Origin of the sequence: Lederbergia sp. NSJ-179, assembly GCF_022867885.1 — a bacterium.
Classification (GTDB): Bacteria; Bacillota; Bacilli; order Bacillales; family Bacillaceae_C; genus Lederbergia.
Genome location: NZ_JALIFP010000007.1, coordinates 90972 through 111687, shown reverse-complemented (window position 1 = coordinate 111687; position 20716 = coordinate 90972). Strand labels below are relative to the sequence as shown.

The following is a 20716-nucleotide window of genomic DNA, read 5'->3' as shown; positions in this document are numbered from 1 at the left end:
TTACTTTCCTCCTTCTAGGATTGTATAATCCTCTGCCTCTACTGTTACATCTCCATGATGATAGGGCTTTTTATTGTAATTGACGACAACGCTTTTTCCATTTTCATAGGTTGTTTTATATACACCCTTATCCATCATTTGATGATCAACAATAAACTGGTCTTGCACATCTGCCAGCACTTCATTAAAACTTTGATATTGAGCGGCAATTTCTTGTTCCCACTCCTTGTAATAGGTGCTATAGAACCTGCGTAAGGAATTGGAATCCATTAATTTTTGTGTTTTTTCATAGGTTAAGATAAAGGATGGAAGTGCCCCATACTCAATCCCTTGTAAAAAGTGTTCTTGCGTATCGCCACCCATGTTTCCATAATCAAAGGAATAACTGATTAACCCATGGAGCGCAATTTGGGCAAATGGGATTTTTCGATCAACAAATAAATCATAGGAATAATCATTCTCCATCTGCTTAAGATGATTAATGTTCTTCAAGCTATAGAAATTCCCATGCGCGACCCGGACTTCGCCAAGCTCCTCCGCTGTCTTAGCCATAATATTTTCTTGAATCGCCTTTGCCTCTTTCCGGTCTGCAAAGTGCTGATCATTATAATCTGTTGATAACATGGCACCTATACCCTCACCGTATAAATAACCATCTATTTGCAATTCCTTTGCCTTTTTGAAATCTTTCATAATTGTTTTTTCCATAAATTTCGGACTAACCAATACACTTTCCTCGCCAAACCTATAGTATTTAATGATAGTCGAGCTTAAATCGCGGAGGCCATCGCGGTTAGGTCGAAAACCATCTTTATTCGTATTATTATACGTATAGGAACTTGCATCTAAATAAACGGAAAAACCTTTATTATGGGCGAAATCGACAAATTTCTTCATTTCTTCATTTCCACCCAGCTTTTTCGCTACAGGGAAATGTCCGCCATACATTTCATATCCCTTTCTTTGCCAGCCATAATAATGAATCGCCATATCCTCTACACCTAAACTATTCAGTTCTTTCACCATTTGAGTTGCTTGTTCAGTCGTTGTTAGGGAAAGAAAAGAATCTCTTATAAAGCCACTTTTCGTTCCACCGCCGAGCAGATCTAATTGTAAGCGAATATTCTCCGCTGCCTCTTGTCGGTTTAAACCTTGGTCTTTCATTAAATAGTCACGGTATTTTGTTGCCATATCGACATAGCCTGGGTCGTTTCCTTCCAGCATATAATAGCGAATGGAACGATCCCCTCTTTGCATCTCATCGGAATAGGTATGAAATCCTGCGAATGTCTTCCGATTTGTCGGCTGGAAAAATTTAAAGCGAAATAAATGTTCTGCTGTTACCCAATTGTACTGACTTAAGGATTGAGACGGCGCAGAAACGATATTGGCATACACATCCCCGTCCTCAATAATCCCTAAGAAGGCGTCGTTTCCCGATTTTATCCCAAAAGTAGGCATTCGAACAGGTTGTCGATTAGAAAGATTGGATTTGGAGGAAAAAGCCAAGTCATCTCCGTACACCCTCTCCGTATACAAGTTATTTGTGCTTGCCCGGTCTTTTTGAAACTCAATTAAGGCACCCGGACCATCAGGAAGAAATACATAGCCATTTTCTTTTTCTGAAGTGTCTGCTCCTAGAAAAGGAAATAAGCGTAAGGAAACGAGCCTGCTTTTCGGATCTTTTTTCGCCTCCTCTTTATCCTTAGGAACTTCTTTTCCATCGACAATGTCATCCGCTAAAATCCGCGTTTCAACGTAGTCATCACCAAGTTTTACCTCTACAGGAATCACGAAGCCCACTTTGGGTAAGTCATAGGTAATTTGGAAGCCATTTTCAATTTTTTTATAATCGACTTCTCCTCCTTGACTATTAAAGTTTGATTCTTTCACGACATCTTTACGAACATTAAATTCTACATACGTGAACATGAAAGGAGATTGCAAATGGACTTGCCAAACCTCAGAGGTCTGCCCTTCTCCCCAGCCTTCTGGATTAGGAAATGATCTTAAGACCTTTCCAGATTTTTTGTTCGTCACAGTAAAATGTCCACTTTTCGGGTCCGCTTGTAAAATGAAGTTGTCATTTTCAGCCACAGCTTCAAATTTACTTTCATCTGGAAGGGAACCTACCACTTTATCTGTTCCCTTCGGTACCTCTGTCTCCTCACTTGCTGCCTCATCTGCTGCATTTTCATCTGTTTGCTCCTCTTCAGATGAATCTGTTTGGGCCATAACGGTTCCTGAGTTGAAGACGAGCAGTAAAGCTAAAAGGATGAGCAGCATCGCTTTCTTCTTAAACATTACATTGTCACCTCCTGATAAAGTGTATAGACAAAGTCAATTGTCTCGGAAGATAAGCCAACGATAATAAAGATCAGCACCCATAACATGATCATCGAAAATAGGGTTAACAAAATATTGACGATCGTTTCACCGACGGAATAATTTTGTAAAGCTTGCACCATCCAAAAGAATAGGGCCGCACACCAGATAATCATCATTGAAGTGAAAAATCCATAAATGGAGCCTTCACTTAACGTCATAATATTAGACAATAAAGCAATTGGAAGGCCTAATAAAAATACCGGTAATAAGGAATAGGCACTGCCGATGAACACATCTTTAAAACGAGCTTGCCCGTAACGAATCGCCCCGATGAGATAATGACAAATGACCCAAGATACCCAGACAACTGTTGCGCCTAATAAAATCGATCCGGCATTCAAGTTTTCCACTGGAATAGGCTGGAAGGTAAAACTCGTATAATAAATTCTCGTTAAAGCGACAACGATTACTAAGGCGAGAATAACGAAAGCACTTAAATAACCGCCTTTATTGCTATATCTGATATCGGCAAACCCATCTAAAGGATGGATAAGGATATAGAAAGCATGCTTTAAATGCTCGATTAACGTAAGTTCTTTTTTCCTTGCCCTGTTCTTTTTGACTCTTTTAATTTTCCGTTTGCTCCTTCTTTGATATTGAGAGCCGACAATGGTCCCTACTCCAATCACAAGAAACGCATTAGCAAAATAGGCAAAGTTCTTTTGAAACCATTGCAGTCTGATTTGCCAAAAGGAATCGGAATAGCCTGTTTCATCCCCTGATAGTTTATACAATTCTCTTGCTTCCTCGTAATTCTCCCGGGAAAAAGCAGCACGTGCAAGTCCTTCATAAGCGGGCGAAAATAAGGCATTTTGCTTCACAATTTTATCCCAATACTCTTCGCTTTCTTCATATCTCCCCTCTTGAGTAAGAATATAAGCTGATTGAATATCTTGACCAAAGTCCGTTGGTTGAAGCGCTTGAACTAAGTTAAGGGAGTCATCCAAAATAAAAATCTTATTTTCACTATTTGTATCAAGGGCAACCGGACTCTTTGTAACGCCGACCTGCGGAGAACCGGAGGTCACTGGCGCTCCCCAGAAAAAGAGCAGTTCACCTGTTTGGTTAAATTGGGCGATAATCGCATTTGCTTTATCAATCACTGTCACAATGCCATTCTGATCAACCGTGACATCGGTAATTTCCGTAGCTGGAGGCCCTTCCTCATCATCCGTTGGTGTCATCATTCTTCTTCGCAAAAAATCCAAATTAATATTGTCACTAAAGGAGAAACCCTTCCACTGGTTTTCACCGCGGACATTAATCTTTTTAATTTGTTCCGTTTTATCCCGGGAAACGGTATAAATAAACCCATTTTGATCAATATCAATATTACGAATCGGGTTCGGGAGCAGTCGAACCTGCCGCTTCAATTGTTCCTCCGTATAAAAGATATTCCGAATCCGGTCCATTAACGAAACTTCCGTTACATTTGTCCCGTAGAATCCGTAAAACTCTCCTTCTGGATCCAACTGAACAATCCCTTGATAGGTTCCGCGGGAGACAACAAATATAAAGCCACGGCGGTCCACAATCATATTAATCGGTTCATAGACAAACTTGTCATCCACATACTTTGATTCAGGACGTCCAAATTCTTTGATGAGCTTTCCATCCTTATCTAATCGGAGGACCCTTTTGTTTCCAGTGTCCGCTACAAAAATATCTCCATTTTTATCAACGAAAACCCCTGACGGCTGATTCAATGGACTTTCTGGAACCGAAATCACTCGAATCAGCTGCCCGTCTTTATCCAAATGGACAATGCGGTTATTTCCAGTATCCGCAATATAAATATGATCATTTTCATCAATAAATAAATCTTGTGGTTGCTTTAATGGAGAATAAACGCTTTCGCCATTTTCATCAGTCACATATATATCTTGTGCCAATACCCCGGTCGGTTCATATGCAGGCTGTGTAAATATTGTTCTACCAAAACCATTCACACTGAAAGTTTCATAGGGTGCGTCTGCCTTCACCATCAAAGAGGAAGACAAAAACAAGATTATAAGGCTGATAGAGGCGAATAAGAAGTGCCAAATTCTACGTATTATGTTCATTACAGTACCTCCTTTTTCCCTGCCTTATTTAATTCCAGAATGAGCCATTGTCGCAATAACCTTTCTTTGGAAAAACAAAAATATGATCAATTGCGGTAAAAACATAATCAAGGCCCCGGCAGCAGCGGCTCCCTGTCTTGCCACTGTATTAGCCAAATTGGCTGTCAGTGATTGCATATAATAGGGCAAGGTTTTCATCGATTCATCTTGCATAAATAATTGCGAGGTTTCCACATTTCCCCAGGCACCTTGAAAGGATATAATCGCAATCGTCGCAACCGCAGGTGTCACAATCGGCATTACAATCCGCATAAACATGCCAAACTCTGAGGCGCCATCAATCTTTGCCGCTTCCATTATCTCGTTAGGTACTTGATCCATAAATTGCTTCATCAAGAATACCCCTACCGGCATCGCCACCATTGGCAATACATGACCCCAGTATGTGTTCATAATTCCTAAGTTTTGGACAACCACATACCTTGGAATTTGTAAAACAGTTGGAACAAACAAGAGCGAGAGCATAATAATCCCGAATACTAACTTGTTACCCGGAAATTTGTGCTTTGACAAGGCATAAGCACATAATGAACTTGTAATCACCATTGCAGCAGTGGCAGAGATCGTCACAATCACACTATTAAAAATATAACGTGAAACCGGAATAAACGTGTCTTGTGTCATTGACATCAATTCAACAAAGTTTTGAAAAGTCGGATCTTGCACAATAAAAGTTGGTGGAAACAAAAACAACTCATGTAAAGGCTTAAACGCATGATTAAAAATATAGACAATCGGCAATAGCATAAAAATCGCTAATAATGTAAGAAAGAACAAAATTACCCACTGGGTGGCATCTAATCTTCTAATATCCCTACCAAAGTTCTTGATTTTAAAGACGATGTCATCGCCCGCATTTTTTAATTTATCGACGATTTTCATCCTAAGCGTCCTCCTTTTCACCAAAGAGATAGGTGAAGACTCGACTTAGCAAAAACATAAGCAACAAAAGAATAACAGAGACCGCACTCGCATACCCGAGCTCAAAACGGATAAATCCATAATCCTCAATATGACTGATCATTACTTGCCCAGCATAGTTTGGGGTTGGATTTGTACCAGACAGCTGGACACCTAATTCTCCGGATTGTAACGTATGAACGATCGACATGATCCCGGCAAATAATAATTGCGGCTTTAAGGACGGCAAAGTAATATACCAAATTTCCTGTAATCTGCTTGAAACACCGTCAATTCTTCCTGCATCATATAGCTCCTGATCGATATTTAACAATCCTGCTAATAACGCTAGAAAACCAATCCCCATACTTGACCAGATCGAGATGACGATCATAATATTCAAGAGCCAATTCTGATCTTGCAAAAAAATTACTGGTTCTGTAATAAAGTTAAATTTAAGGAGAAAGCTGTTAATATAACCTGTTCGATCCCCTGAAAACATAACTTGCCAAACGACAGCCATCGCAACCCCTGCTGCTAGCGATGGTGCATACATCGCCAGTGCAAATATCATTCGTACCGTGTTGGGCAATTGGGAAATAAACCAAGCCAACAGAAATCCAAGAATAAACCCGACAGGTCCTACAAAAAGAGCAAACTTAAAGGTATTCGGTAAAACATTCTGTAGGAACACGATATCTTGTGAGAACAAGGTTTGATAGTTTAACCAGCCTGACCATTCTGGAAATTGAATCGAATTAAAATACGTGAAACTTAACCCCATCGCTGCGATAACAGGAACAACAATAAAGATAATAAACATAATCATAAAGGGAGCAATAAACAAATAGGATAAGCGAAATTTCCAAATATCAGCCAATAATTGTTTTGTCTTATTCTTCATTTTTAGTTTAAAGGGACTTGGGACGCGCTCAACTGAACCTGCCTTTGTATTCTCCACTTGCGTATGACTATTCATTTTGGTTCACTCCTTCCCATGGCTTCGATACATCAAGTAACTTTAATGGATGTAAAACATTGCCGTTTTCGTCCAGGATGTCAAATTCAATTTGCTTTCTTTTTAACTCACGATTGATCTCTTTTACCGCCTTTTCTAATTCCACTCGAGGATTTTCGCTTTCCAAAACAGTTTGGTTCCAAGCGAAATCCAATTGCCTTGTTGTCATATAACCCCCAGGTACATTGGGCACATCCTTTACCCATCTCCATTGTTCCAATATTGCCTCTAAATCCGCTTTTCTCCAAGGCATCTTACGAAATGCCTTAATATTGGCCGAATTCCAGCGAAAAGTTTCGCCTCTGAATTGTTCCAGATTTAACCCATATTCTGTTTGGATCTCGGGTGAGGTATACCATTTAACAAATTCCCATGCCAACTCTTGTTTCTCTTCTGGTGTATCATTAAATAGCATCATACTCGTTGTATCCATACCCGTTCCTCCAGCCCAGCGAACAAGCTCCCCTTCACTGTTTATATGACCAGGAATGGGCGCGATTCCCCATGTATCCAAAATTTCTGGGGCTGCTACTAATAACTGCATATACTGATTAAAATCAGAAATACCGATCGGCATGGTCCCTTTCCGGAACTGTTGATAAAAACTCTGCACCTGATTATCAAGTCCATGCAGGTTAAATAAATTCGTCCATTCTTTAAATCCCTTAAAAGCGTCCGGTTGGTCTAAAGCTGTTGCCAATCCATTATCCGTATAAAGCTCTGAATTGTTTTGATACAGCATATAGGAAAAATCTTTCGGATCCGCATAAAAATTATATTGATTCTGCAATAAGGTCGGAATCATATCATAGACATCTTCCCATGTTTCAGGAATATCAAGGCCTAATTGTTGTAAAATATCCTTTCGATAAAACATTACTTTAAAATTAATCGTTTCTGGAATCCCGTAATAATGTCCATCATAATAATAAGGAAGCAATGATCCAGGTGCGTATTGATTCAGTACTTCATCTGCACCAGGCAACTCCGAAATATCTTTCGCTGCTCCGCGGAGAGCCATCTCAAAAGGCATACCACTCGGTACCCCAAGCGCAACATCAGGCATTATGCCGGCAGCTTTTGCCAAAATTAATAGATTTTGATCTTGGATGAGATTGACTTTTACCCTTATGCCATATTTAGGAGTGAAATATTGGTCAGCCAATTGTTGTAATTCTTCCGCATAATCACGGCCCCACATCATCCAAACATTTAAATCTTCCTCTTTTTGCTCTCGCAATTGATTCCGATCTTGGAAAGAATAGAGTAAAGAATGAAAGGTTCCCTTTACTTTTTCAAATGGATTGGCTGTCATTCTTGGGAAATCTTCTTTTTCTGATACCAAATAAAGTTTGTCGATCTCTAATGGACCGTCCATTAGTTCTTGTCTTTGTTGATCCACTTTCTCTTGCATTGTTCCAATAACCACTTGCTTATTGGGAATCTCATTTGGTTTTTCTAATAATTTAGCTAAGTCCTGGACAGCTGATTCAAAAGCTTGTGAAACATTATTTCTTTCTCCATTAATTTCAATTGTTTGCTTTGCCATTTTAGCAAGTTGATCATGCATGGCTTCAAGCTGTTCGATCAATCCGGGCAACTCTTTCTTTACATTCCAAACCCTGAATTCATCAACAACGGCCTTCCCTTTTTCAATTCTCCCCCCAGAAGCAAGGCGCAGTTCCTGTGATACAGACTTAATTTGCTCCGATACTTCTTCTATTTGAGTAATGATCGGCATAAATGGTTCATAGGTAGCCTCAAAAGTAAGAGTATGTTTCCCTTTTTCCAAGTAGAATTGGTAGGGCTGTTCCTTTTCATCTTGAACAATCACTTCCTGCCATTTTGCTGCATAAGGAATTTTGAAGTTCTTCATTTCTGCAAATGGAATTTCACCATCAATGTAAATACTTCTAAAAGTGGCCAAACTTTTTCGGTAGTTCTGTAAACCACGAAAGCCAATTTTATATTTTCCCGTTTCAGGAACTTCGAATTCCCATGTGACGGCTTTCCCGCCATCTTGCCAACTAGTTCCTCCTAACGTATTGAACTTCACTTTATTCAATGATTCAGGTGTAGTTAAAGGATCCCGGTTATATTGTACTTGGATTGATGTTGAGTTTTTCGAGAGAAAATCTTCCGCTTCCAGTTTAATTGTATGATCGGAACCTGTGTCGCTTTTTGGATATTCCGCTTTTACATCTTTATAAGTCGGATAACTAGAGGGTGGTTGAATCGTAAAGGATTCAATCGCCACTGCTTCTCTTTGCGGCTGGATGCGAATGGTGTTTTTTCCTTTCTCCAAATAAAATTGAAGCGGTTCCACACTTACCCCGGGATCGCGAAACGGAGCTGTCGTCCAGTCGGAAATGTCCTCTACTAATGATCTAATTTGATTTCCTTCGTCATCAAATTGTGGATCTTGATCTATATACTGTCTTCTTAATTCGATGGAACGTGCCTCCCGATATGGAATCGATCCGTTTATCTCTACACTTAAAATAACAGATTGACGGCTTCCACCTTCCCCTTGAGATAGAGGAATATAGTCCATCCCGATTTCATATAGTCCTGCATTCTTCACATCCACTTCATATTCTACCCAACCAACTGAATCCGCAAATATTCCCACTTGATCTCGTCCTTTATAGGAATCAACAGTGAATGCAGCATCATCAGACAGTTTCGCTACGTTTTTCCCTTCCACTTTTATATGGTCTTTCCCAGATTTAATCCCTTCCTCTTGCCAATTATGCAAAATATCGTAATAAAAGGGTTCAATAAATTGCGATAAATCTGATTTTACTTCGGCTTTATCTTCTTCTGCCGCTGCGATTTTGGGATCTGTGAAAGGTTGGAATAGGCTTAAAATAAAGACGGCTATCACGAAAAAATAGAACGATTGTCTGGTTGAAAATATTTTAAACGATTTCATTTTTTCCTCCCTTAATCTGTCATTAATTCTTGACTATTCTTATCAAAGAATAATGCCTTTCCCATATCAACCGCTACAGTTACTTCATCCCCTTCATCATATCGATATCTTGGATGGGCTCTTACTGTGAAGGATTCTTTTCCATAGGCGTCTACATGGTAATAATGGTCAGAACCAATAAACTCATTAAATTGCAAAAATCCTTTAATTGTAGCATGTGGGTAGTAATCTAGTAATTCCCGCTCAACTCCGATATGTTCTGGTCTTATTCCCATCACAACCTCATAATCATGCATTCTTTTATTCCTCATCATGGCGGCTTGCTCATCCGTTAAACGTAAATTAAACGCTTTCGTAAAGAACCGAATATGACCATCAATTTCCCGGATCGTTCCATTGAAAAAGTTCATTGGCTGATTTCCAATGAATTTGGCTACAAACATATTTTGTGGTCGATTATAAATCACTTCAGGCGTATCTACTTGCTGGATAATCCCTCTATTCATTACGACAATTCGATCCCCCATTGTCATCGCCTCAATCTGATCATGGGTAACATAAATCGTTGTAACGCCGATTGCTTTATGCAAGCGAATGATTTCCGCCCTCATTTGCACCCGCAATTTCGCATCCAAATTGGATAAGGGTTCATCCATCAAAAAAGCCTGAGGCTGCCTAACAATGGCTCTTCCTAAAGCAACACGCTGCCTTTGACCACCACTTAATTCCCTTGGTTTACGATCTAAAAAGCTACCAATCTCCAATACTCGAGCCGCTCGTTTGACCGCATCTTCAATTTCAAACTTAGGTACTTTTCTAATCCGAAGTCCGAATGCGATATTTTCGTAAACGCTTAGATTTGGGTATAGAGCATAATTTTGAAAAACCATGGAGATATCGCGATCTTTTGGGGGTATATCGTTCACAAGCGTGTCGCCGATAAAAATCTCTCCTCCTGTAATATCCTCCAATCCCGCAACCATCCGCAAGGTGGTTGATTTTCCACACCCTGAAGGTCCTAGAAAAACTAAAAATTCCTGATCTTCAATATCTAAATTGAAGTCTTTTACGGCAAATTCTTTGAATTTCCCATACTGCTTTGACACATTATTCAATAAAATTCCTGCCATATAGGTTCCCTCCTAGACAATAGAATATATATCTTGCTTTCTTTTAAATAAATGCTACTTTATTTCCTGTGAATTTGGTGTGAAGATTTTTCACACCACTCACTTTTTCGACAAAAATTGATGAAGATAAATCGTCTAATGAAAAGATGATCAATACACCAAAATATACAGATACCTTTAGAATCATTAATTTAAGAAAGGGCGAAAAAGTCCTTGACAATTCCGCTGTGAATGTCTACCATATAAAGACAATTGTTTCTATACAAAGGACAGCTAAGGAGTGGGCGAAATTGAAAAGTGATGTTTCTATTGGTCTATTTGGTTTAGGCACAGTTGGATCTGGGGTCATTCAATTAATTCATGATCATCATGATGAACTTGTTCATCAAGTAGGCTGCAGAGTGAAAGTGAAAACTGTCTTAGTCCGTGATTTAGAAAAAGACCGTCATATTCAAATGGGTAATACAGAATTAACAACAGATGCAAATAAAATTTTGCAAGATCCAGAAATTGATATTATTATTGAAGTGATGGGCGGTGTGGAAGAGGCCCGTGAACATATTACGAAAGCACTAAAAGCCAAGAAACATGTTGCTACAGCCAATAAAGACTTGATTGCTCTATATGGTCCAGAGCTTCAACAAATAGCCTTAGAAAATAATTGTGATCTATTTTACGAAGCAAGTGTTGCGGGCGGTGTACCGATTTTAAGGGGACTGTCAGATGGACTCGTTTCCGATAGAATCCAGAAATTGATGGGGATCGTCAATGGTACGACCAATTATATTCTAACGAAAATGGATGAAGAAGGATTTTCCTATGAGAAAGCTTTAAAGGAAGCACAAGAGCTTGGTTTTGCTGAAGCTGATCCAACAGCAGATGTGGAAGGCTTAGATGCAGCTAGAAAAATGGCGATCTTAACAAGACTGGCCTTTTTCACGAATGTGGAGTTAGAGGATGTTGAAGTCGAGGGAATTAGCCATATTGCACTTGAGGATCTTAATTATGGTAAAAAATTAGGTTTAACGATGAAACTAATTGGCTTTGCTCATTTCGAAAATCAGCAATTAGAAGTGAGTGTCCAACCTACCTTCCTAGCAAATAGCCATCCATTAGCCGCTGTGAAAAATGAATATAATGCTATTTATGTAAATGGAGAAGCAGTTGGAGAAACGATGTTTTATGGTCCAGGAGCCGGAAGTTTACCCACCGCAACGGCAGTGATGTCAGATGTAGTCGCCATTATAAAAAATATGAGACTTGGTGTAAATGGTCATCATTTTGTCGGACCAAGATTTGATGGTGTCCTGAAAAGTGCTGATCAGCGTTTTAGTCAATATTATTTTCGCTTGCATTTGAAAGATGAAGTGGGTGCCTTTTCCAAAATCACTTCTTTATTCAATGACCTTGGGATTAGCTTTGAACAAATCTTACAAACTCCACTAAGCAAGGATGAACTTGCGGAAATCATTATTGTGACACATACTGTTTCTTTAGAGAACTTCCAAACAGCCTTAATGCAATTAAGGGATTTACCTGTTGTACATGACGTAATTAGTTTTTATCGTGTTGAAGGAGATGGAAAGTAATGAATTGGCCGGGATTAATCGCAACATATAAAGAATACTTACCGGTAACAGATCAAACGCCGGCGCTTACACTAAAAGAGGGAAATACACCACTTGTTCATCTCTCTCATTTATCTAAAGAACTTGGGATTGAGTTATATGCTAAGATTGAGGGCGCAAATCCTACTGGCTCTTTTAAAGATCGGGGCATGGTGATGGCCGTAGCCAAAGCAGTTGAATCAGGTAGCCGGTCGATTATTTGTGCTTCAACTGGAAATACTTCAGCAGCGGCTGCTGCCTATGCTGCAAAAGCGGGAATAAAAGCCATTATTGTCATCCCAAAAGGAAAAGTCGCGCTTGGAAAATTAGCGCAAGCAATGATGTATGGAGCAGAAATCGTTGAAATTGACGGGAATTTTGATGAAGCCTTAAAAATGGTAAGAACGATTAGTGAAACCTCCTCTGTTACTCTAGTAAACTCTGTCAATCCTTATCGTTTAGAAGGACAAAAAACAGCCGCATTTGAAGTGTGTGATCAATTAGGCCAGGCTCCAGACATACTTTCGATCCCTGTTGGCAACGCTGGGAATATTAGTGCCTATTGGAAAGGGTTCAAAGAATATCATGAAATCAAACAAAGCGGCCTGCCGAAGATGTATGGATTTGAAGCAGAAGGTGCTGCTGCTATTGTTCAAGGCAAGCCGATTGCACAACCGGAAACAGTCGCCACAGCTATTCGCATTGGAAACCCTGCTAGTTGGCAGCTTGCAGAGGCGGCTCGAGATGAATCAAAAGGCATGATCCAATCTGTATCAGATCCAGAAATTCTAGAAGCGTTCAAATTACTCGCCAAAACGGAAGGGGTCTTTGCAGAACCTGCTTCATGTGCTTCGATAGCCGGAGTACTGCAGCAACATAGCAAAGGGAATATTCCTCAAGGTTCTAGAGTTGTCGCTGTCTTGACTGGAAATGGCCTAAAGGATCCACAAACGGCGATATCTGAAATCAATATGAAAACAACAACTCTTCCGAATGATGAAGAGAAGGTATTGGAATATATTAAAGGATTCCTCTCAAATGAATAATAAGTTTATGATCACCGTTCCGGCCAGCAGTGCGAATGTTGGCCCGGGATTTGATTCGGTTGGGATTGCCTTGAATAAGTATTTAACACTGACTGTGGAGAAATCAAATGAATGGTTGTTTGAGCATCAATCGACTTATCTGCCACCTATCTTAGATCCTCATGACCATTTAATCTATCAGTCTGCTCTCGAGACGGCTGATACCTATCACACGACTTTACCCGCTAGTAAAGTGATAGTAGAAAGTGATATTCCTTTGGCCCGTGGTCTTGGTAGTAGTGCGTCTGCGATTGTGGCGGGAATTGAACTTGCTAACCAACTCTGCGATTTATCCTTATCAGATCAGGAAAAGCTAGTCATTGCAACAAAATTAGAAGGACACCCTGATAATGTCGCTGCTTCCATGTTTGGGGGATTGGTTATTGCTTCACAGCTTCCGAATGGATCGATTGAATGGTTTCAAAAAATCGATAAGCAATTAGAGTTTGTCGTATCCATTCCTGAATTTGAATTAAAAACCGATGAAGCAAGGCTTGTCTTGCCAAATCAATGGACACGTAATCAGGCGGCGGCGGCTAGTTCGATTGCAAATATTGTATTTGCCGCGCTTGTGTCTGGAAATTATCAGCTTGCCGGAAAAATGATGGAACAAGATTTATTTCATGAGCCTTACCGGGCAGAACTGATCCCTTATTACAAACAAATTCGGCTCGAAGCAAAATCAGCGGGTGCCTATGCCACTGTGATTAGTGGAGCAGGTCCGACAACAATTTCTTTGGTTGACACAGGGAAAGGAGAAACAGTCTCCTCTCTTTTAAAAAATAAATTTCCGGATTACACAGTCGAATGTTTAACAATGACATCGGAAGGTGTACAAGTACATCCGGTCGTTTCCTCTACAATCTAAATAAAAAGAAGCCTTAGGTTTTCTCATCCAAGGCTTCTTTTTATTTAAATAAGTTTAGCTAGCCGATAATACTGCTCCTTTTTTTGATTAAATTGGCTAGTATAACGATTAAATTGATCTTTCTTCTTATGCAACTTTTGATACAGTCGATTAATCTTTTCGACTTGCTGGTCCAATTCTTGTTCATTGAATTGCTCTTTCCCTATCTGTTGATAAAGCTCTTTGTTTAAAGCAATGGCGGCAGCATAATCCTTTGCATAATCCAAATAAAGCTGATAACGCTGTTCGTTTAATTGAACCATGGAAGATGTTGCTTTTACTTGCTTTGGATCTCTCACTTTTTGAATGAATGGTTGGATAGTTGACAATGTATGATAGGCTTCACTAAAATTTTGTTTGCTTTCTTCTAAGTATTGTTGCTGTTTTTCGATAGAATTGAGAACGGCTTGAACACTTTCCCTTATTTCTTGATTATTGTCTACTTGGTAAGAAATAATTTTATCGTATAACTTTTTTTCCTCTTGGCTCGCAGCACTTAATCCTTGTTGATTGCTAGCAAATGTTTTCTCTATTTGTGCGGACTTTTCCAAAAGGCGGGTAATATTCTCTATCCGCTTTTGATCTTGGTGATGAATATAGAACGTACATATAAAGATAATGGAAACGATCAATAATCCTAGTGCAAGCAACTTTTGAAATAACTTCATTTCTCTTCTCCTCTATTGCGATCAAAATTACTGGTTAATTGAATAACAACGCTCATTACACTGAAAAGTATAAGGAGCTTGCTCATTGGTCAGCACCTTTGTTTGATATTTATTTTTTTGCAAGTACTTTAACAATTGTGGAAGGTATTGAATCGTTTTTGGTTTATCATGCAGTAAAATAATAGGGGATTCCCCTGCTTTTCTAAGATTCTCTATATCCCTGATCACCTTTGAAACAAAGCGCTTGTCTCCCAATTTCCAATCCTCACTGTCAATATTCCAATCCCAAATTTTAAATCCTTGTTGATCCAGATGATAGCGCATGTCTTCCGTTAAGTAAGGAATACTTCCATAAGGTAAACGGATAATATCCGAACGAACCCCTGTGATGTCTTGAAGCATTTTTTGACCTTCCATCATTTCCTTTAGTGGTGCTTTCGCTGAGCTGTAGATTTGCTGGGCATCATGGGTAATTCCGTGCATTCCTATAGCAAATCCCTCATCCACCATTCTTTGAACAACAGCCGGATATTGCTTGATTTTCGGTCCAAGCATAAAGAAGGTCGCCTTCGCATGATATTGATTTAAAATATCCAGTAGTTGATCTGCTTCTGGTGAGGGTCCATCATCAAAAGTCAAATAAACGACTCTATTTTCATTGTCTTTATGCAATTGCTCCAAAGCCTGCTCTTGTCGCTTCTTCTCTAACTCTGTTTCTTTTTTGATTCGGATCGACTCATTAAGCTTGGAAGCGGTGAAACCCGCCTTCTCATCAGGTGTTTGATCAATCGTTTGAGCGACCTCAAAGGTAGGGTTGCCGTCATGCCCCTCTACCGCTTTACCCTTTAACACCATACCAGCAAGAAAAAGACAGACTATGAGTAAGGTTGAAAGAATAATCATTGAAAATTTTCTCTTTTGCGTATCCTTATGTTCTTTCATTCTATGTACAAACCTTCCTAAATTTTTGTTTCTCGGTCACTATTTTTTGGGGCGATTTTTCTATTTAGCAACCCTTTCGACAAAATTCTACTACAATTTTAATATAATGCGTTACATAAAAGTTACAATTATATCAAAAAAATTTCAACCTTTTTTGTTGTTATGTATGTTTCATAGAAGGTTTAGAATAAAAGATTGCTGTTGCATATGATCAATCGATTAAAAAACCCAGTCCCTGTGATCCTCTTGACCACGAAGACTGGACTTTATTTTTATACATATGACGACGCTTCTTCCATCGTTGCTAAACTCCCTCTATTGACAATCGCTTGAACTTCATCACCGTCTAAAGTTTCTTTCTTTAGTAGTACTTCTACTAAATGTTCATATTTAGCTTGATGGGCTTTTATGATCTGTTCCGTTTTTTCCAGAGCTTTCCTATATAGATCTTGCATTTTCATGTCTTTATCTTGTTGATCAAAGGTTAAGGTGAATCCATCTTCAAGCATCCCTGTGTCAACCATATCCTCTAACACTTTTTTTGCTTGTTGGACATCCCCACTAACGCCTATACTATGTTCTCCTAAATAAAGACGTTCTGCTACTCCACCTGCCAAAATCATACTGACCTGATCCAATAACTCACTTGTTGTTGATAAATGCATTTCTTTCTGGATTGGAGCCACATATCCCAATGCTTGACCACGCGGAATAATTGTCGCTTTTCGGACTGAATTTGGTTTTGTTAAAGCTTGTACAAGTGCATGTCCAGCTTCATGAATCGCCACTCTTCGCTTCGTTTCGGGATCATTTAAGGCACGAGATGTGGACCCAAGAATCGTTCGATCAATCGCATAATCAAGATCTTCCATCCCAACTAAATCTCGCCCTTCTCGAACAGCCTTTCGACTTGCCGATTCAAACAAAGAACTAATTTCAGCCCCGGAAAAGCCTGATGTACTCTCCGCAAGAGTATCTAATGAAGCAACAACTTCTTCAGAGAGTTGCTTGTCCTTACTATGAATATCAATGATTTCCTTCCGGCCTTTCATATCTGGCAATGGAACATGGAAGCTAAAATCGATCCTGCCTGGACGTAAAAAGGCATCATCTAGCATATCTTTACGGTTGGTGGCAGCAATAAATAGAATCCCCTCATTCTTATGTCCTCCATCTAGTTGAACAAGCAGTTCTGTTAAAGTTTTTTCCGCCTCTTCCCCGCCATGCTGCTTCCTTTTTCCCGCAAGTGCATCGACCTCATCAATAAAAATCACAGCAGGTGTAGATTTGCGTGCATTTTCAAATAATCCCCTGATTCGAGAAGCACCGACCCCAACAAATAATTCTGTAAAGGCTGATCCACTTGCCGTAAAGAAACTGGCTCCCAACTCATGAGCCATCGCTTGGGCAAGTAATGTTTTCCCCGTTCCTGGAGGTCCGTATAATAAAATACCCTTCGGTGCTGTAATTCCTATTTTTTTTGAACGCTCAGGGTCTTTGACAATTTCAAGAGTCTGATAGATTTCTTCCTTCATTTCTTCAGGTAAACCACCAATATCCTCCATTGTAATCGAAGGAAGAGGCATTGGTTTTGCTGTGTTATGTTTCAATTTCGCCCCCGCGATTCCACCCTTTTTCTGAATAAACAAGGCGGCAGCCAATACAATTACGAGCAACCCACCAAAAATCCAATTCCCTGCTTGAGATCCATCAGAATATTTATATTGAACATTATATTTCTCTACTAATTCTTCCACTTTTGGACTGTTAGGACGAAAATGAGAAACATATTTCCCTTCAGGAGTGTTTATATAAATGGTACCATCTGCCAATTCTTTAAGATCAACCATTTCTCCATTCTGTGCTTGAATTACTTTTTCTATGGAGGAAAATGGAATCACAGTGCCCTTATGAATGGATACGACAGCCCAAATCGTTAGACTTACAATCAAAATCAAACCAATGACTAGAGGAGCGACCTTCGTTGTGATTTTGAAATCTGATTTCAATCTTCCATCTCCTTCATTGTTAAAGGATCAAAGGCTAAATTGGCGACATCCTTCACCACGCCTTTGTGACCTGTGTCTTGCAGGCCTAAATTCTAGTCCTAGTATATCATTTTAAGAGGGAAGCGTCATTGGCTACTATTGACAGTTTATCAAAATGTAGATAGGAAAAAAGAGGACTAGGACCTCCCCTATATTGGAATGCCCTCCCTCACTTGCTTGACCGTCATTCTGGCCGCCAATCAAGGAAGCCTTGATCCAATCCGCGAATGAGAATTTCTGCTGTGCCCATATTGGTTGCAAGGGGTACACCATATACATCACAGAGACGCATTAAGGCAGAAACATCTGGTTCATGTGGCTGGGCTGTTAGCGGATCTCGCAAAAAAATAATCATATCCATTTTATTTTCCGCAATGCAGGCACCAATTTGTTGATCACCGCCAAGTGGACCTGATTGGAATCTGTTGATTGATAGCCCGGTCGCCTCTATAATTTTCAACCCTGTTGTGCCTGTTGCAAATAATTCATGGTTTTCTAGAATCAGCTTATAAGCTGTCGTAAACTGTATCATATCGTCCTTCTTTTTATCATGAGCAATTAAGGCAATTTTCATTTTGTCTCCTACTTCTCCTTTATGAGGATGTTCAAAAAGTCCAGTAAAATGACATAAGCGAATTTCTTCGTTGGCTTGCTTTTCCGCTGCTCATGTATAAGGATAAGGATCTTCTGCTAAAACCGCCCACGTCCTGTGGGCAACGCAGAAGTCAGTACATCCTGTACAAGTCCGCTGCTCAAAGCTACACCGCCTCGAACTTCTTGGTCCTTTTTATCCTCCTTTTTGAACACGCATTTTATGTTCCAATTTCGTTGAAGTTATTCTGTGCTTATTTGATCCATTTTTACATCGTTTAACCAATCATATTGTTGTGACTGCAATTGGAATAGCTTTAAGGGACCCAATAATAAGTCGGGATCCTGTTCTAGCCTTTCCAGCCGAGACTGATTTTCTTGAATTTCCGCTTGAATTTCCTCTACCGCTGCTTGCAAGTTTTCTAAAGGATCCCGAAAGAAAAGATGGACGTCCCGATCAATTCCTTTTTCAAACAACTGAAACTGATACAAAATTCTCGTTGCAATCGATTCGCAGATTTCTTCATAATTTTCATTTTGAATAAGATGACGATAGGATCTTGCTAATACAGCATTATTTTTAGAAAAACTGCCCAACAATTTTCCGGCTCCCTTTAATAACATTTGTGACGGGGTACTCCGCAACATAATATTTTCTTTATCGATTTGAATGGGAATCGTCATCCGCTCTGCGTCTCTCTGCCAATCAGCCAATATTTGAAAGTCACAATCAAGTGTAATAGGCTTTTCTTCCAAGTACTCATTGAAGCCATTTTCCCATTCTTTTAATTGTGCTTGACTCTCTTCAAGATTTCCTTTTGAATTATCAATCCAGTTTTCAAGTGAGGCCGTATAAAAAGGCATGACCGTTTCCTGAATATAATCATGAATTCGATTGTTCATGTCCATATTTAATTCAAGATGAATCGTACGAAATTCTGAGTCTTCTTTGATCAGATCTGCCGACTTTTTTATTATCTCAGGAACTGATTTGTTCAAGGTTGCTCTGATCTCTTTTCCGATTGCTAAAAAAGCCTCGCGAAGGTCTTTTGTTCTTTCTTCCTCCATATCCTTCAGTTGATTGATCGATCCTTGCAATTTTGCGGAGATTTCTTCTTCTTTATCAATTGAATCCGTTATTTCCTTTTTTAATGTTTCTTGTTGTTGCATGTAATAATGGATCAATCTCTTACAAAAAATTAATAATTTCGATAGATCCTCTTTTCCCTCTGGTTCATTTTGCTTCCTCATTTGGGAAGTGTCTTCTAACTCTATTCCATTTGTGATGGCCCAATTTTCCATATCATGAATAAGCGTTTGAACAGCGTTACGCAAATCAAAGTCAATTTCGTTTTTTCTAATAGAAGTTTTTGCACATTCAACAATGCTTTGATTGATATTTCCAGGGAAATAGTCATTCCATGTCAAAACAGCAGCCATTGCAATAGAATCTCCTTGAATTTGCACTGTTTTTAACCAGGCTTCTAAATAACTCGGCATGATTTTTTCTACATCCTGAAAAGGAAAATGACTGCTCATCAATTTACGATACGTTTCCTCAAAAAGATTTGGCAAGTATCTCCAGCTCTGCTTTTCGGGTATTTTTAAAGCCAGAAGCAAAGCGCTTATTTCTTTTAACCACTGTAATAACTGTCCTTGATCCTCAAAGCTTAGCCATAAGGAATGAGTCAATTGATCAAATTTTTCCCTATCTATTGGGAAAATGACTTCTAATACAGGTATGAAATAGGAAGGATCAAAACATAGATGTCCTTTTTCGATATAGGATTGAAGAATCTGAAACCATTCTCTATTCTTCGTGCGAATGGATTCATTTACGGCCAATTCTACTGCACTTTCCCAATCTTCTTGCTCTTCAAAAAAAGCGCGCGCCAATTTCGTTACATTCGGGTAATCCGGATGAATTAAAACAGCATTTGCAATCATTTGCTTCGCTTCCACATCATTCTTCTGCAAAATATATAAACCAAATAACTGAAGCGCAATTTCCGTATTGAGTAAAAGTGAATCGGTTGTAATCGATTGATAGATTTCTTCTGCTGTTTCATGTAAATCTAATTCAAAATAGGCATCAGCCATATTTTTCCGTGCCCATGGTTCCCATTCATTATGAATATTTTCCCATTTAAAAATAGCTGTTTCATAATCCTGAGCATGGAAATAAACCTCTCCTTGAGCAAAACGAATCTCTGTCAAATCGGCCTGTGTTTTCTTTTGTTCCTGAAAAAATAGTTTTCCTAAAACAGAAACAGGTGAATCCTTTTCCTTGTCTTGCAGAAACGTCTCAAAAAAGCTTTTTTGAACGAAAAGCTTTTCCCTATTCATTCCCTCACCAGCTTTCTTCAGATAAAGT

The 20716-nt window shown here is 39.3% G+C and carries 14 protein-coding genes; 3 read left to right on the top strand and 11 right to left on the bottom strand.

Annotated features, from left to right (window positions below; genetic code table 11):
- The 6 genes from MUB24_RS07705 to MUB24_RS07680 all read right to left on the bottom strand — a co-directional run bounded on the left by MUB24_RS07705 (nucleotide 1) and on the right by MUB24_RS07680 (nucleotide 10494).
- Nucleotides 1–2304 carry a DUF5696 domain-containing protein gene (locus MUB24_RS07705; RefSeq protein ID WP_244702823.1) on the bottom strand — a complete coding sequence of 768 codons (2304 nt, stop codon included), beginning with the start codon at nucleotides 2302–2304 and terminating at the stop codon, nucleotides 1–3.
- Nucleotides 2304–4451 (bottom strand): YIP1 family protein, encoded by a 2148-nt coding sequence (locus MUB24_RS07700; protein ID WP_244702821.1) that lies wholly within the window; start codon nucleotides 4449–4451, stop codon nucleotides 2304–2306. Before MUB24_RS07700 ends, MUB24_RS07705 begins: the two co-directional genes overlap by 1 nt.
- A 24-nt stretch (nucleotides 4452–4475) precedes the next feature.
- Nucleotides 4476–5393: a carbohydrate ABC transporter permease gene (locus MUB24_RS07695; RefSeq protein WP_244702819.1), complete on the bottom strand. Its 918-nt coding sequence runs from the start codon at nucleotides 5391–5393 to the stop codon at nucleotides 4476–4478.
- Between the two features lies 1 nt (nucleotide 5394).
- Nucleotides 5395–6315: a carbohydrate ABC transporter permease gene (locus MUB24_RS07690; RefSeq protein ID WP_244702980.1), complete on the bottom strand. Its 921-nt coding sequence runs from the start codon at nucleotides 6313–6315 to the stop codon at nucleotides 5395–5397.
- A 67-nt stretch (nucleotides 6316–6382) separates the two neighbouring features.
- Nucleotides 6383–9364: an extracellular solute-binding protein gene (locus MUB24_RS07685; RefSeq protein ID WP_244702817.1), complete on the bottom strand. Its 2982-nt coding sequence runs from the start codon at nucleotides 9362–9364 to the stop codon at nucleotides 6383–6385.
- Between the two features lie 11 nt (nucleotides 9365–9375).
- Nucleotides 9376–10494, bottom strand: coding sequence for an ABC transporter ATP-binding protein (locus MUB24_RS07680; protein ID WP_244702816.1), 1119 nt, complete (start codon nucleotides 10492–10494; stop codon nucleotides 9376–9378).
- A 290-nt stretch (nucleotides 10495–10784) separates the two neighbouring features.
- Here MUB24_RS07680 and MUB24_RS07675 point away from each other — a divergent pair, with 290 nt between their 5' ends.
- The 3 genes from MUB24_RS07675 to thrB are packed head-to-tail and all read left to right on the top strand — an operon-like array spanning nucleotide 10785 to nucleotide 14054.
- Nucleotides 10785–12083 (top strand): homoserine dehydrogenase, encoded by a 1299-nt coding sequence (locus MUB24_RS07675; RefSeq protein ID WP_244702815.1) that lies wholly within the window; start codon nucleotides 10785–10787, stop codon nucleotides 12081–12083.
- A complete protein-coding gene (gene thrC / locus MUB24_RS07670) occupies nucleotides 12083–13147 on the top strand; it encodes a threonine synthase (RefSeq protein ID WP_244702814.1) in 1065 nt (354 codons plus the stop codon). Before MUB24_RS07675 ends, thrC begins: the two co-directional genes overlap by 1 nt.
- The gene (gene thrB, locus MUB24_RS07665) at nucleotides 13140–14054 is read left to right on the top strand and encodes a homoserine kinase (protein WP_244702813.1); all 915 of its coding nucleotides are present in this window, start codon (nucleotides 13140–13142) and stop codon (nucleotides 14052–14054) included. The genes thrC and thrB overlap by 8 nt, the downstream gene beginning before the upstream one ends.
- 44 nt (nucleotides 14055–14098) lie before the next feature.
- Here thrB and MUB24_RS07660 read toward each other — a convergent pair whose 3' ends face one another.
- The 5 genes from MUB24_RS07660 to MUB24_RS07640 all read right to left on the bottom strand — a co-directional run bounded on the left by MUB24_RS07660 (nucleotide 14099) and on the right by MUB24_RS07640 (nucleotide 20688).
- Nucleotides 14099–14761: a YkyA family protein gene (locus tag MUB24_RS07660; protein ID WP_244702812.1), complete on the bottom strand. Its 663-nt coding sequence runs from the start codon at nucleotides 14759–14761 to the stop codon at nucleotides 14099–14101.
- 27 nt (nucleotides 14762–14788) lie between these two features.
- Nucleotides 14789–15703 (bottom strand): polysaccharide deacetylase family protein, encoded by a 915-nt coding sequence (locus tag MUB24_RS07655; RefSeq protein ID WP_244702811.1) that lies wholly within the window; start codon nucleotides 15701–15703, stop codon nucleotides 14789–14791.
- A gap of 272 nt (nucleotides 15704–15975) precedes the next feature.
- The gene (locus tag MUB24_RS07650) at nucleotides 15976–17712 is read right to left on the bottom strand and encodes an AAA family ATPase (protein ID WP_244702810.1); all 1737 of its coding nucleotides are present in this window, start codon (nucleotides 17710–17712) and stop codon (nucleotides 15976–15978) included.
- Between the two features lie 223 nt (nucleotides 17713–17935).
- The gene (gene mgsA / locus MUB24_RS07645; RefSeq protein WP_244702809.1) at nucleotides 17936–18325 is read right to left on the bottom strand and encodes a methylglyoxal synthase; all 390 of its coding nucleotides are present in this window, start codon (nucleotides 18323–18325) and stop codon (nucleotides 17936–17938) included.
- Between the two features lie 260 nt (nucleotides 18326–18585).
- Nucleotides 18586–20688, bottom strand: coding sequence for a tetratricopeptide repeat protein (locus MUB24_RS07640; RefSeq protein ID WP_244702808.1), 2103 nt, complete (start codon nucleotides 20686–20688; stop codon nucleotides 18586–18588).
- Between the last annotated feature and the right edge of the window lie 28 nt (nucleotides 20689–20716).